General features: G+C 60.5%; 8 protein-coding genes and 3 pseudogenes. 3 read left to right on the plus strand and 8 right to left on the minus strand.

Annotation, left to right across the window (positions count from 1 at the left end):
* Positions 1 to 32: 32 nt before the first annotated feature.
* Genes Amn_RS31785 through Amn_RS31795 form a run of 3 tightly spaced genes read left to right on the plus strand, consistent with a single transcriptional unit; the run spans position 33 to position 6,213 of the window.
* Entirely contained in the window at positions 33 to 1,295 is a 1,263-nt protein-coding gene (locus Amn_RS31785; protein WP_202367941.1) for an NHLP bacteriocin system secretion protein, read from the plus strand.
* Positions 1,280 to 3,481, plus strand: coding sequence for an NHLP family bacteriocin export ABC transporter peptidase/permease/ATPase subunit (locus Amn_RS31790; RefSeq protein WP_199202430.1), 2,202 nt, complete (start codon positions 1,280 to 1,282; stop codon positions 3,479 to 3,481). Before Amn_RS31785 ends, Amn_RS31790 begins: the two co-directional genes overlap by 16 nt.
* Entirely contained in the window at positions 3,478 to 6,213 is a 2,736-nt protein-coding gene (locus Amn_RS31795) for an ATP-binding cassette domain-containing protein (RefSeq protein WP_199202431.1), read from the plus strand. The genes Amn_RS31790 and Amn_RS31795 overlap by 4 nt, the downstream gene beginning before the upstream one ends.
* 160 nt (positions 6,214 to 6,373) lie before the next feature.
* On the opposite strand, the pseudogene Amn_RS31800 reads toward Amn_RS31795, so the two are convergent.
* The 8 genes and pseudogenes from Amn_RS31800 to Amn_RS31830 all read right to left on the minus strand — a co-directional run.
* Positions 6,374 to 7,074, minus strand: a pseudogene (locus Amn_RS31800) (IS6 family transposase).
* A 627-nt stretch (positions 7,075 to 7,701) separates the two neighbouring features.
* Positions 7,702 to 7,965 carry a DNA -binding domain-containing protein gene (locus Amn_RS31805; RefSeq protein ID WP_199202530.1) on the minus strand — a complete coding sequence of 88 codons (264 nt, stop codon included), beginning with the start codon at positions 7,963 to 7,965 and terminating at the stop codon, positions 7,702 to 7,704.
* A gap of 449 nt (positions 7,966 to 8,414) precedes the next feature.
* Entirely contained in the window at positions 8,415 to 8,894 is a 480-nt protein-coding gene (locus tag Amn_RS31810) for a ProQ/FINO family protein (RefSeq protein ID WP_199202432.1), read from the minus strand.
* Between the two features lie 420 nt (positions 8,895 to 9,314).
* Positions 9,315 to 9,440: pseudogene (locus Amn_RS32780) on the minus strand (thioredoxin reductase); the annotation flags it as partial.
* Positions 9,441 to 9,602: 162 nt separating this feature from the next.
* Positions 9,603 to 9,794 (minus strand): hypothetical protein, encoded by a 192-nt coding sequence (locus Amn_RS31815; RefSeq protein ID WP_244750049.1) that lies wholly within the window; start codon positions 9,792 to 9,794, stop codon positions 9,603 to 9,605.
* A gap of 1,298 nt (positions 9,795 to 11,092) precedes the next feature.
* Complete coding sequence (gene istB / locus Amn_RS31820) at positions 11,093 to 11,848, minus strand: IS21-like element helper ATPase IstB (RefSeq protein ID WP_286299698.1); 756 nt, start codon at positions 11,846 to 11,848, stop codon at positions 11,093 to 11,095.
* A 15-nt stretch (positions 11,849 to 11,863) separates the two neighbouring features.
* A complete protein-coding gene (gene istA / locus Amn_RS31825) occupies positions 11,864 to 13,399 on the minus strand; it encodes an IS21 family transposase (protein ID WP_286299700.1) in 1,536 nt (511 codons plus the stop codon).
* Between the two features lie 503 nt (positions 13,400 to 13,902).
* A pseudogene (locus Amn_RS31830) lies at positions 13,903 to 14,790 on the minus strand (IS91 family transposase); the annotation flags it as partial.
* Positions 14,791 to 14,792: the final 2 nt, after the last annotated feature.

The raw sequence follows: 14,792 nt of genomic DNA on the forward strand, positions 1-14,792 counted from the left end.
CGTTGGTGTTCTCAGCTGCCTGGGGAGAGAAAATGCTGAAACCTGTGACGACGAGCGCAGAGAGCCCACGTGCCCTTCGTGATCCTGAGCATTTGAACCAAGCGATCCAACTCACATCGCGGTCGACGTGGATTCTGCTTGTTGCACTCGCGCTTTTCGTAGCTGGCGCGGTGGCTTGGGGGCTTCTTGGCCGGCTCGCCTTCCATGCCAGGGGTCAAGGCGTCATTCTGCTCGATCGCAGCGTCGTTGCCGACGTGGTAGCCCGGACAGGGGGCACAGTCGCGCAAATTCACGTCAAACCCGGGGACATGGTCACCCGCGGCGATCTTCTGGTCACGGTTAAGCTCGACGAGGTCGCGGAGCGCCTTGAGCAGGCGCGGATCGCTGTCCAAGCGCAACGCGCGGAGTCTGAAAATTACGACAAGACTTCGCATGCAGATGTGGAGCGGCGCAGGCAGACTCTCAACCAAGAGATTTCATCGCTTAAGGCCAGCCTTGCAGATGCAGAGAAGAACCGCGAGATGATTCAAGGCCTGTACGAGGGCTTTGTGACGGAAGTGAAGCGCGGTTTTGCCACCCGCATCCAGGAACAGCTTGAGTTCGACCGCCTCATCGACGTGCAGCGCTCCATCCGTCAAATGACCGACCAGATTCGGAAGTTACAAACTGAGGAGATCGAATTCGAAGACTTGGTTCATCGCAGCCTAACCGAACTGCGCATAAAGGTCATCGACGCGGAAGCCAGCTACCGTGATCTACAGGTGCAATTCAAGGTCGGCTCCGCGATCCGCAGCCCGGTCGACGGCACGGTCAGTGAGATTACAACCCAGCCCAATGCGACGATTGCCGCTGGAATGAACCTGATCACGGTCGAATCCGGTACTTTGGAGAGACGCATGATCGTTCACGCCTACTTGCCGATCGACCAAGGCAAGCGCGTGGTTCCCGGCATGCATGCACTTATCAGTCCTTCGTCCATCGATGAACAAATCTACGGGTCGATCAGGGGCCAGGTCAGCCAAGTGAGCCTGCTGCCGGTGTCCCGGGGTGACTTACTGGCCGTGCTCGGTAACGAGGCGCTCGTCAACACGATGATGGGCGCTGGCGCTCCGGTGCGCATCGAGATCGAGCTTGAGGCAGATCCGGATACAAGGGACGGCTTACACTGGACGTCTGCCGCCCGTCCGCTGACAGAGGTGACGCCCGGCACGACCGCCGCCGTCAAAATCGTAGTGGACCGCGTCAATCCTCTCTCCCTTGTGCTGCCGATCGTGCGGACATGGACGCGTTTGTGACCAGCCGTGAGTTCACCCTGCGGCTGCGGCGGGCTGTCGCTACGCCAACAGTGTTGCAGATGGAGGCGGACTGCGGCGCTGCGGCGCTGTCCATGATCCTGGGGCATTTCCACCGTTTTGTCCCGTTGGACGAACTGCGCCAAGCCTGCGGCGTCTCGCGTGACGGTGCGCGCGCCAGCAATATAGTCAAGGCGGCGCGGGACTATGGCCTAGAGGCGCGCGGGCAGCAGTTGCCGATTGAAGCGCTCAGCTCGCTTGCACTGCCATTCATCGCCCACTGGTCGGCCGACCACTTCGTCGTAGTCGAAGGCCGGTCAGGTCGCGGTGTGCGAATCAACGACCCGGCGCTCGGCCGACGCATTGTCGGTCACGAAGAATTCTACGAAAACTATTCGGGCGTCGCGCTAGAGTTCAAGCGCGGACCCGATTTCAAACCAGGCGGCTACAGGCAGGGTATGCTGCGCACCCTGTTCGGCTGGACATCTGGGTCAAGAGCCGCGCTCGTAGTGATGGCGGCCACGACCGTCATGCTTGCGCTGCCGTCGATTCTGCTTCCTGCGCTCATCAAAGTGTTCGTCGACGAGGTCTTGGTACGCCGATTCGACACCTGGCTGTTTCCCATCATCGTGGCCCTGCTGTTCGGAGTCGCACTGGCGGCCACCGTCACTTGGCTGCAACAACGCGTGTTAATGCGTCTACAGCTGAAATTGGCAGTGATGATCGGTGCGCGCTTCCTCTGGCACGTGCTGCGCCTCCCCCTGCTGTTCCTTACGCAGAGCCAGCACGGCGACATCGTCACCCGCGCGCACTCGGCCAATCAGCTTGCCATTCTGGTTTCCGGTCCCCTGCCGACCGCGGCCGCCCAGTTCGCAATGGTGATCGTCTATGCAGGCGTGATGGCGGTCTACAGCCTGCCACTCACCATCGTCTCGATTTTGTTGGTGGCCTGCAACCTCGCTGCTGTGGGACTTGTGCGCCGCAGATTGAAGGACAGCAACATGGTCATCCTCAATATAAGCGCAAAAATAGCCGCCGCCGCGATGTCCGGCCTTCAGTCGATCGAGACCATTAAGGCCATGGGCTCCGAGTCGGATTTCTTCCGTATTTGGTCGGGCTACCAGGCGCGCGCGGTGAACCAGTTCCAGTCGCGCGAACGCATCTCCCTGTGGCTAGGGGCGGCGCCGACCCTGATCGGGCAAATCATGACGGCAACGGTTCTCTGCTTCGGCGCGGTCCTGATTATCTGGGGCGAGATGACCATAGGCGGACTACTGGCGTTCCAGATGCTGCTCGGCAGCTTCATGACCCCCTTGCAGCAGATCGTCGACCTCAGCCTTCAGCTTCAGGAGGCAAAGGGCCACTGGGCGCGGCTCGAGGACATCCTTGCGGCGAAGAGCGATCCGCTGATCGAGGGGCGTCCGGCGAAGACGACAGCACCGGCAGCGGCAGCGGAACCGCCCCAACAACTCTCCGGGCGAGTCGAGGTTGGTGACCTAAGTTTTGCCTACGGCGCCTTCGACTTGCCCGTACTGCACGACATCAACCTGAAGGTCGAGCCGGGGCAGCGAGTCGCCTTCGTGGGTGGCAGCGGCAGCGGCAAGTCGACCCTGGTTCATCTTATGCTCGGTCTCTACACGCCGCGCTCGGGAAGCGTGCTCTACGATGACTGCCCGGTTGCCGAGGTGCCCCGCGACGTCTTCACCTCGAACGTCGCTTGGGTGGATCAGGACATCCGCCTGTTCGAGAGCACAATTCAAGACAACCTCGCCTTGTTCAATCGTGCTACCAGCCCGGCATCGATCGTGCGCGGGGCGCGGGACGCTTGTATTCACGAAACGATTCTGGGACGTCCCGGCGGATATGAGGGCATACTGACCGAGGGGGGCACCAATCTGAGCGGAGGCCAGCGCCAGCGCCTCGAGATTGCCCGCGCCCTCGCCCGCAACCCGAGGATTCTGGTGCTGGACGAGGCGACTGCCGCGCTCGATGCCGTCACCGAAGCGCAGATTGACCAGAACATGCGGCTGAGGGGCATGACATGCCTTATCGTTGCTCAGCGGCTCAGTACCATTCGTGACTGTGATCAGATCTTCGTGCTCGAGAATGGTACCATTGTCGAAAGAGGCACGCATGAAGAGCTCAAGGCGGCCAACGGCGTCTATGCCGGCCTTGTGGGGGCTGGATGAACATCGTCGACGTCCTCCTGAACAATAGCGCCCGGCTCAATGCGATCATAACGCAGAGTTGGAAGGCACCCGGATCGACGCTCGCGTCGGCGCTGGGCATTGCCGAACAGCGCCGGATCGTGGGCGGAAACAACACGCTCGATGTCACGACAGTGGACCGGATATGGCTCGTGCTTTCGGGATCCGTCGAAGTATTTCTTGTGGACAGGCACGGCCGGTACCCGTTTCTGTCAGTCGAGGCGGGTGGGCTGATCGATTCCCTGCCAGCCGGCGACGAGTTCCGCTTCATCGGCGTGCCATCAGCCGACACTGAGATCGTCGAGACGACGCGCAAGGCGCTGTGGGAGCTTGCGTCGAACGCAGAGGCCCGACCGGCGCTCGAACAGGCCCAGCGCGGCTGGCTTACGTTGCTGGCCCGATGGCAGACCGGGCCGTCCCGCCAAGACGCGGGCTTGGCACTTACCGAAACGGCCGTAAGGGCCGCTATCGCCAGCCGTGCTGGGGAACTTGCCCAGAATTCCGCGGCGCATGAAGCAGCACGCCTCACGGCGGAAGGCGATTTCGCCACGGAATTGGGCAACCTCGTTGATCTGATAAGCATCAAAACGACGGTCGAAGGCAGTGAGGAAACCGAGACGATCGCCATGATCGTTGCCCGCGTGGCACGCGCGCTCGGCCATCCAGCGCTGTCGCCATGTCGCAATCAGATCACGACACCCCCGCTGGCCCTGGCCATCGATGAGATCGCCCGGGACAACCACCTACAGTATCGGGCACTGATCTTGCAGGACCGTTGGTGGGAAAACGACCTCGGCCCGCTGCTAGCGACGGTCGGAACGGAGTCCGCCCCCTGCGCTCTGATCCGCTCCGGCAATCGCTACCTGTGTTACGGCCGTGGCGCCCCGCAGCCAGTGGATGCCAAGACCGGCGCAACGATCAACTGCACCGCCTACGCCTTCTATATCCCGCTTCCTGAGGGCATGCCAACCGGTTGGCGCATCCTGCGCTTCGGCCTGCATAACTGCCGTGCCGACGTGCTCGCCATCATCGCTACGATGGTTCTGACCGGCCTTTTCTCACTCGCCTCCCCGACGGTCCTCGGCTGGCTGCTGGACCCGATCATTCCAGATGCCGAACTCGACCAAGTCGGCGTGATCAGCGCTCTGCTGCTACTTTTGGCGCTCGGCATGACCAGCACAAATCTCGTGGAGTCGCTGAGCAGCCTGAGATTGGAGGCGCGCGCGGACAACCGCATCCAGGCCGCTGTGTGGATCAGGCTCCTCAACCTGCAGGCGCCATTCTTCCACAGCTTCACGGCCGGCGACCTCGCCAGTCGCGCCGATGGCATCAACGTCACCCGCAAGCTGATCAGCCGATCGTTCATGACGTTCTTCTCGGGCTCTGTGTCGATGATCTTCAGTGTCGGCCTGATGCTCTACTTCGAATGGCGCGTGACCTTGCTAGTGGTGCTCGTCTCGGCGCTGTTCGCGGGCGTTGCCTTTCTGATCGGCAAGAGCATCCTGAGCTACAATTTCGAATCGCTCGAGCTGTCGGGAAAGCAGCAGGGCACTGTCCTGCAGCTGCTGGGCTCTGTCGCGAAGTTGCGGGTGGCCGGCGCCGAGCGCGAGGCGTTCCTCATTTGGCTCCGCACCTACCGCCGCACGGTGACCCTCAGCCTGCGGCAGAGCATCCTGAGCAATCGTCTCTATATTCTGCGATCTGGCTTCGGACCGATGATGACCGTGGTCGTGCTGGTTGTTCTGGGTGCGCACAGCGGAAACCTGTTCGCCTTCTTCCGCTCGACGAACGACCCGCGTCCCTATACGCCGCTGATGTCGGTCGCCGAGTTTGCGAGCTTCAACGTTGCTCTTGGCCAGTTCGTCAGCGCAGTCATGTCGCTGACCCGCGCGTCGCTGTTCATCGTCATGCTGCAACCCTACTTCCAGCGCGTCCGTCCGATCCTCGAGGCGAAGGAGGAACGGATCGGTCAGGGCAGCCGGTTCTCGCAGCTGAGCGGAGAGATCGAGTTGCGCGACGTGCGTTTCCGTTATGCGCCGGACGCGCCCCTTGTTCTCAAGGGCCTGTCGATGCGCATCCCGGCCGAGCGCTTTGTTGCCTTGGTCGGCTCATCCGGCGCTGGCAAGTCGTCCATCATCCGGCTCTTGCTGGGCTTCGACGTCCCCGAGTCGGGCAATATTTATCTCGACGGTACCGACCTCCGCTTTGTCGATCTCCAGGATATGCGGCGTCAATACGGCGTCGTGCTGCAAAACGGCCGCCTGCTAGCAGGCTCGATCTACGACAACATTGCAGCCGGCCTCCCGCTTTCCGAAGACGAGGCAATGGAGGCGCTGCGTATTGCCGCCCTCGATGAGGTGGTCAAGGATCTCCCCATGGGCCTACACACCGCCATCGCCGAGGGCGGCGTGACGTTCTCCGGAGGCCAGCGCCAGCGGCTGCTGATTGCGCGCGCTGTCACACGCAAACCGCGCGTCGTGATCATGGACGAGGCCACGAGCGCGCTCGACAATGTCACGCAGCGTCGCGTCATGGACAATCTGCGCAGCCTCCAGTGCACCCGGGTCGTCATCGCTCAGCGGATCTCAACTCTGGAGTCAGCCGACCTGGTCTACGTTATCGATGACGGCCGCATAACTGAAAGCGGCAGTTATCTCGAGCTGTTGCAAAAGGGGCGGCTCTTCAAGCAGCTCGCACAACGCCAGCTTCTCTAAAAAGGAAGTGTGCCGCTGCTCGTAGCAGCTTCAGACGCGGGATGGTGTGCACATCGTCTGACGGGCACCTGCACGCTGGTTGCTCCTGATCGGCTGGACGTTGCGGGGTTCTGTTGCAAATTTTTGTTGAACTGAAGCAAGAAGAGATGGCGGGCGGTGCTTATGCGGCGGCGAGGATATCGAACTGCTCGGCCAATGACGGATTTGGGTTGAAGGCGAACCTCGCCTGTCGTTTGCGCATCATGTGAAGCATTTCGATGCCGTCGAGGATGATGCTTGCGGCTGCGGGAGATTTGAAGCCGAGCATCGGCCGAACACGGCGCTTGATCCGCCGATGGTCCTGCTCGATCCGGTTGTTCAAGTATTGGCTTTGGCGGATTCGGATCGGCTTCGGTCGGCGCCTGCAGCGATCCTGCAATCGATGTGTCGTATCGCAGGAAACGATCGCCTCCTGGTTGGTCTGGCTACCATCGATGACGACACGATCGGGACGCCCATGGCGCTCCAGCGCTTTCCTGAAGAAACGCTTGGCCGCCGGCAAATCCCGATGTTCGCTGAAATAGAATTCGACCGTGTCGCCGACGCTGTCGATAGCGCGGTAGAGATACATCCACTGCCCTCGGACCTTGATGTAGGTTTCATCAACATGCCATTTGCCGGTCGCTGCGCGCTTGCGCCGGTTGAAGCGCTCCAGCAGCAAGGGCGAGAAGTGAACAACCCAGCGATGGATCGTCGAATGATCGACGCTAATGCCACGCTCGGCCATCCATCTCCTTCAAATCGCGGGCTCAGTCCATATGCCAGATACCAGCGAACGCACACCAGGATGACCGATCGGTCGAAATGCCGGCCTCTGAACATCACAAACCTCCGAAAAAAATGTCGGAGGTCACTTGCCAGACAACCCGTAACGAAAAAATTTGCAACAGAACCGGTTGTAGTGGGCGTCGATCGGGAAGGTATAATCCGCATGATTGCCATCAGTGATCTAGCCGTTCGCATAGAGCGTCTCAAGATAAGGATTGTCAGACACCAGCACGTGTTGGCGAACTTCTCGGCGGCTGCCTGGAATGTCTTGGCCACCCGATTCATCTCCTCAAAATTGTCGGCTCCCTCGAAGCGGGAGATTTCGACCATGGTGAGGTCACAGTGGGGCGGTGGCGGCTCCGCTGCCGCGGTGGCTCACCAGGTGGCATATCTACATGATCCCGACGAAGACCATGGGAACATCGTCCGGCTTTGACCCGCCACCAGAACACGGCTTCATCTTCTCCCGCCTTAGCTGCGCCGGCCAGGTATGACGAGCGGCCGCCGCTGACCTGCATGGCACGCCAGACGGTCGGGAAGCCAATACTCTGCCTGTACGAGCAGCGGAGTTTGACAATGAATAGACGTATCGCGCAGGCCCGGATGTCATGCCATTCTTGTGGCGGACGGCCGTGATCATGTCTGGACAAGCCGCGTGTGTCGCCGCCCGTTCATCGTCATTTACGCGAACAACTCCTTATAACCGGTGGTCATCATCCAGTTCGCCCGATCGAGATGGCTTCTCGCGGCTTTCCGCGCGCGCACCGGCTCTTCCGCCGGATCGATGCCGAGGATGACCTGCGCCATCTCCTCATAACTGGCATCGTCAGCGGAAGCGTCCAGGAACCTCAAGTAGGTCTTGAAGTGCTCCTTGTCGTAGACGGTGAGGCTGTCCGACCAAGGGACTTCGTCTTGAAGACCTGGCTCAACGTCTGTGTATTTCATCACGATATCGGGCTCCGGAAACAACTGGTCGAAGATTTCGCTTCGACAGGCTACCCGGACCGAGGGGAATATCGTCCTCAAGGCGACATTCCGATCATCGTCTGCAAGTGCCCGCTCGAAGCCAGAACGCTCCTTTGGCGATGCAACTCCAGGTTAGGGATGAACTGCTAAAAGCTCAAGACTGTTCGGCTGGCCGTCGATACCCTGCCGACTGCTCGGCCGTTAATTTCACATAATTTCACATTCCAAATAAGCAAAAGTCGGCCCAGAGCTGACGGCCGAAACGCGCTAAGGCATTGGGATGCGCCGCAATGCGGGCCAGGCTTCCGGGCCGATTCCGCCACGTTAGCAGCTCCATTTGCGATCGCGGCAATTCGGATTGGCGCGGGCGCCATGTGCTCCGACCCTGAGGGCTGTCCCGGTCGGCGCGAGCTATCGCTCACGGGCGATCAAGTCATCGGCTTTCGGAATGACCGGCGACGCTTGGTCTCAACGATTATGCCGGTCGGGCTGTCGGCCGTATTCTTCGCCTTGAACACGGCGGTTCGCTTCGGTTTTGGTTTGGGTGGCGCTTGAGGCTCTACCCTTGGCTCCGGCGTTTGCTTGCCCTTTTGTTTGTCCTTGCGGGAGCAAAGCAAAGCCTTGGCGGTCACCGCGTCCGCATCCGAGACCACGCCGGCCGGCTTGCCATCGAGATTGACCCGTGCGGCGCCGGCATCCAGGCTCGCCAAGTATTTGGCCATCTTGGTATACGCCAGCAGGGCTCTCCTCAATTCATCATCGGACAGTTCGCCGTCGAGCACCCGAATGTCATGATGGATGCCGATCTTGAGCGGCCTGGGCGCTTTAGGATTGAAGGCCGCCGGCCACTTGGCCGACAGATAGCGGAAAAGCTGTGCAGGCGATTTGCCTCGGCTACAGCTCAACATCATAAGCCTCGCCCCATTGTTTTCGTTTGCAATTCGGACCTTCCTAGCACGGATATATGCAATGATTTGGAAAAATGAGCATTCGCCCCGCAGGGCAAGCGGGCGCCTCCTCATTCGGACACGCGAAGTGCCTGGTGGGCCGAGCAGGATCGGCACCAATCACGCCGAGCCGTCCCGATAGAGTTCACAGCCATACATCAGGGTCGGTGGAATGCTGTTCCCCCATATCTCCGCCAGCTCATTGACCCTTGGCAGCGCATCTCAAACGCCGGCAGCGAAAAAGACTCGACGGCCCTCCGCGGAGGGCCGTCAGCGAGTAGGACCCAAAACCGTCGCGGCTTCTCTGACCCGTTCGGCCGTTCCGTCGTACCAGGGCGTCGCGTAGCGCGAAAGCTAATCAGGCGACCGTTCCGTGATCTAGGCCGGATCGACGCCGTCCTGGGACAGGAAGGCAGGCGAATGGCTGGCAAAAAGCGTTCCGCCACAACCCGGCGTCGATCACCAGAACCTGGCGCGGGCGCGGCGGAACTGCCGGGCGGCGGCCATTCCGGAATAGCTGCCGCCGATGACAATAGGCGCAGCGAAATTCAGAAGGTTGTGGGCGACAGGCTTCGGACTCCCATTCGATTGCCGCCTCGGCTCATGCCTTGACGGGCAATATTCGAGGATGTTTGCACATCACGTTCATGGTTGCCACCATGGAGCGCCTCAGAAGCGGCGCCCAATCGGAAACATTAGCACCTCCGCGTTTTGGCTCGGCTGCCTGAACTCCTCGACGACAACTGCCTCAATTAGCAGATCCAAGGCTTCGCGCCCCCTCTGGCTCATCGGATCATCGCCTCGCAGGTAATGATATGCTCGATCTAGATGCACTCGCGCGGCGGAAAAATCGCTTGTCATTTTACCCTCTCAGTTGCCGCCCGCGTTAGCCGTCTACGAGGTGAGGGTCGCGCAATCGTCAATATCCTTAGACGTATTTGATTTAAATCGCAGATAATCCGGGAGAAACCAAACACCGGCTTGTTCTATGCGAGAGCTCCTTGATTATGTCGCCGGCGGGCCCGGTGGACTCTGCAATAGGGTTGCCAAGCGAGCCCTGCCAATGCGTCCCCAGCATCATCCATAAGCCCTCCCGAGTTTCTGGTCAGTCGAGCCATGGCACGCGCAGGCTTGCGGCGGCAATCAGCCGGATGGCGAAGATCGCGGCGAAGGCGGCAGCAAATCGGAAGCAGACTCCCGTTTGTGCGGTCGGGCATTGATTCCTAGATAGGAAATTCCGCCATTACATCTCGCTGATGGGACAGCTTGCAAACGCAAATGCAGCGCGCCCTCTTGATTGACACCCTAAACAGCGAAATCGTCATCCAGTGACCCATGAACGCAATAACGCCGGCACATTGTCCGGGACATATGGGTTAGTCCCGGCGCCAAGAGACCTATGTGGTCGCTCTTCTCGCCGAATAGAAGCTGAGGAATGCCGCGCAGTTAACGGCTCGTTAATCATGCGGGGCGTAGCCAAGAAGCGTCACATCACCTACCCAATCACAGGTGACCTTAAAGACCCGGCACCCAGATCGTGCCGAGTCTTTTTGTTAGGGTAGCCTGATCCAATTGAGCGGGTCAGGAATAATGTCGCAGTACGGGCATCAGGAAGCTTCTTGTCACCGACTTCATAAAGCCGACTGGAGCTGCAACCACTTGACTAGGAATGCCCTCCGAGCTTGACGGTGTCAGGCCCGGAACGCGCCTTGTTGGCCGTGTGCCAGTCCCTGACCGACAGCGGATTGCGACATGACAACTTCTCCACACCGGAGGTAACCGTGGCGAAAGTGCCGGCGCGTGAGCGCCAGGGAAGGCTGGTTAAAGAGGCGGCCCGCTTGCAGGACTCGAACTCATGGATGACCGAGCCTCCGCATCCTCGAGGCCCATTGCTTGGCGGACGCCATTATGGCGTTCTGCGTTCTGTCTTATCGCTGTGCCATTTGCCGCACAGGATGCCCGTAACGACATTGTTTCCCGCGTGAGGTGAAGCGATGCGAGCAGGGTAGAGTGCGTATTCCAATGATTCCGGACAGTGATTCCGAGACGAAACCGGACACCTATTCCGACAGAATACCGGACGCGATTCCGAGGCGAAGCCGGACGGCTAGGAGCGCCTCTGGGTCTTTTTCGATACTTGTCGACGAACTCGTTTTCGGTCAAGCGGGAGTTGCGTCTGAGACCGGCAGGACCTTGTGTTTGCGCATGCTTTCGCCGGAAAGCTCGATGCGATAGGCGTTATGAACAAGGCGGTCGAGAACGGCATCGGCGATGGTCGGATTGCCGATCATGTCATACCAGTGATCCACGGGAATTTGACTTGTGACGATGGTGGAACGCTTCTCGTAGCGATCTTCGACGATTTCCAGGAGATCGCGGCGTTGTTCGTCGTTGAGCTTCTCAGGGCCCCAATCGTCTAAAATAAGCAGGTCGGTTTTGGCCAGGCTCTTGAGCAACTTCGCGTAACGGCCGTCTCCGCGGGCAAGGGCGAGCGAGGCGAAGAGGCGCGGCACACGGTGGTACGCGACCGAGAGATCCTCGCGGCATGCCTTTTGGCCGAGGGCGCAGGCCAGCCAGCTCTTCCCAACGCCGGCTGGTCCGATCAGGAGCAGGCTATGGCGCTGTCTGATCCAGTCGCATGTCGCCAGCCTCATGAAGAGATTGCGATCAAGACCGCGGATTGCCCGGAAATCGGCGTTCTCGATCTGGGCGTCATGACGTAATCTGGCGGCACGGGCTCTGGCCTCGAAGCGCTTCTGACGGCGTGTTGTCGCCTCTCGTTCGAGCAGGAGGGCAAGCCATTCGCCATGCTGGAGGGCTCTTGCCTCCGGCTGCGTCTCCAGTTCCTGGAACGCGTTTGCCATGCCGGAAAGGCCGAGTTCGCGCAGCATGTCGATGGTGGGATTGGTCAGCATTTGTTGATTATCTCCTTAATGAAAGTAGCCTGGGCCGCGAAGATTGGCGTGCTCGCCGACGGCGGCAGGCTCGGCGGTGTGCCTGGAGGCTTTGTGGGATTTGATGAGGGCGCTGATGCTTTTGCAGTTGAGGCCGCCGATCTCGAGAGCACGAGCCGAAACGGCTTCGGCCTGCGCTGTGTCGATCGCCTGGTAGAGCTTGAGAACGCCTAGGCATGTTCTGAAGCCCTGTTCCGGATGCGGCCGGCTGGCAAGGATTGCGATGACTAGACCCTCGGTCTGTGGGCCGATCGAACGAGCCCAGCGGCGGAAGCGCTCCGGCGACCATTCCGCGTAGCGGCGGTGCGAACTGGGCATGTGGTCCGGATCGGTTCCAAAACGGGCGCCGCCATAGCGGCGCTGATGGGCAGCGACGCGTTTGCCCTTGAAGAAGATCTCGATCGTTCGGCTCGTCGCCCGGACATCTACCTGCTCTCGGATGAGGCTGTGCGGCACGGAGTAGAAGTAGCGCTCGAACTCCACGTGATAGTCCGTCGATACACGCGCCAGCCGCCACTCGGCGAACTCGTATTCCTCGGGCGGCAGCACGGCGAGCGCTGGACGTTCCATCGTCTCGAACAGGTCACGACGGCACTGGCCAAGTCGGCGCATGACGTGGGTGTTGATCCGCTCGACAGCCTCCCGGATAGCGGCATTGGCTTCGTCCAGAGAAAAGAAGGTCTGTTTGCGCAGCCGGCCGAGAATGCAGCTCTGTGCGAAACGGACGCCACTTTCGACCTTGGCTTTATCCTTCGGTCGCTTCGGTCGCGCCGGCAGAACGCCGACACCGTAGTGGGAAGCCATCATGCCGAAGCTACGGTTGATCTCCGGATCGTAAAAGCTTGCGCGGTTCACACCGGACTTCAGATTGTCGGGAACAATCAGGCGCGGGACGCCGCCAAAAAAGCGGAACAAGCGCACATGCGAGCCAATCCAGTCCGGCAGGGTCTGGCTCCAGGTCGCCTCGGCAAAGGTGTAGCTCGACGCGCCGAGCACCCCGAGAAATATCTCGGCCTCGCGGATCTCGCCGGTCTTGCGGTCCACGATCGGCAGCTTCTTGCCGGAATAGTCGACGAACACCTTGTCGCCGGCGACATGCTCCTGGCGCATCGTCGGCGTCAGCCGCCGCTCGAAACCTCTAAAGAGGTCACAGAATCGGCTGTACGCGTAGCCTTCGGGATGAACCGCCCGATACTCCTCCCACAGGATCAATAGCGTCACGCCCGGCTTCTTCAGCTCGACCACCAGCGCGCCCCAGTCGGGCTCGGCGCGTCGGCGTATTCCCTGTTTGACGCCCTGACGGGAGAAGAGCCGATGTTCGAGAGCATCGTCAGTCAGCTCCGCCGGCAACGGCCAGGAAAGGCCGGCGGCAGTCGCTCGCTCTATGTTGTCCTGCACCGTGCTGCGGGCAATCCCGAGCATGGTGGCAATGTCGCGAACGCTGATGCCGTCCGCGCTTAGCCGAAGCAGTTGTCTCAATTGTCTCATGGTCAGCCTTCTTCTCTTCGGCATGCGTGTCTCCTCTACCGTCGAGGAAATGCATGCCCAGGTTGCTGACCCAAAGGCACTATCCAGGCTTCAAAACTGTCCGGTATTTAATCGGAATCGCGTCCGGCTAATTCTCGGAATCGCGTCCGGTTTTTGATCGGAATGCCGTCCGGTAAATCGTCGGAATCTGGAGGGTTATGTGAGGTCGCATCGGTCGTCGCGGCGAGCTCGAGCGACCTCACATAAGCCGGATTGAAGTAAGGCGCGGGTTGTTAGCCGCTGTTATGGAGATAGTAGGGCACGCTGTTTGACGGCGATAGCGAATTCGTCGCGTGCAGCGGTGGCACGACCGAATTTTGGCTTGATCCGGCGACCTTCGCGAGCAGCTTGGCGGGCGATCGGTGGCGATTTTTGCGCTCTCAATGCACACTGTCGGTCTTTCGGTGTGACCAGGGCCAAGCGGTGTCGCGCGCAGGCCGGGCGCTTGGTTTTGCGGGCATATCGGAGGGGGTGCGGATTGTCGGAGTTCATGATGTATCGCACCAGAAAGATGATGGCCGGGGCGGCGAAACAGGCGCAACAGTGATCCCTGTCCTGTGCATGGGACGCCGGCAGTCAGGGCATTCGTAGGACTGCCTGTGCTGTGATTTGCCGGCCTGCTGCTGCCCGCCTGCTGGTGATGGCTGGTCGAGGAGCTGCCTGCAGAGACCGATCCGATCCCGTCGGTGGCTATTGGCGAGAAAGCCGAAGTGACGCATGCGGTGGAAGCCGGCGGGAAGCACGTGAAGAAGAAAGCGCCGGATGAACTCGCGCGGGTCAAGGCGCATGATCTTCTCGCGGTCCCGACCATTGCCACGGTAATCCTTCCATCTGAAGGCAACATGGCCGTCATCGACCTCGACGATGCGGCTGTTGGCGATGGCAACACGATGGGTGTAACGGCCGAGATAGGCGAGCACCTGGTCAGGGCCGCCGAACGGTGGCTTCGAATAAACAACCCATTCGACGCGGCGAGCACGCGCGAGATGGCGGGTGAACGCCTCGTCGTCGTTGAGATGGCTGAGTTCGTTGGAGAAGCGGAGTTCACCGTGAGCGAAGACGTCGGCAAGGGCAGTCAGAAACAGCCGCCGAAACAGGCGCGACAGCACGCGCACGGGCAGAAAGAAGCCCGGCCGGCAAGCGACCCATCTTGACCTGCCGGGCGAGAGACCGCCGCCGGGCACGACGCAATGGACATGGGGATGATGGGTCATGGCCTGGCCCCAGGTGTGAAGCACGGCGACGATGCCGATCTCGGCGCCCAGCCGCTTGGGGTCGGCGGCAACGGCCTGCAGCGTCTGGGCTGCGATCCGCATCAGCAATGCATAGACGACCGCCTTGTTGTGAAAGGCGATCTCGGCGATGCCAGGTGGTAGCC

This window comes from Aminobacter sp. Y103A, assembly GCF_030294925.1.
Classification (GTDB): domain Bacteria; phylum Pseudomonadota; class Alphaproteobacteria; order Rhizobiales; family Rhizobiaceae; genus Aminobacter; species Aminobacter ciceronei.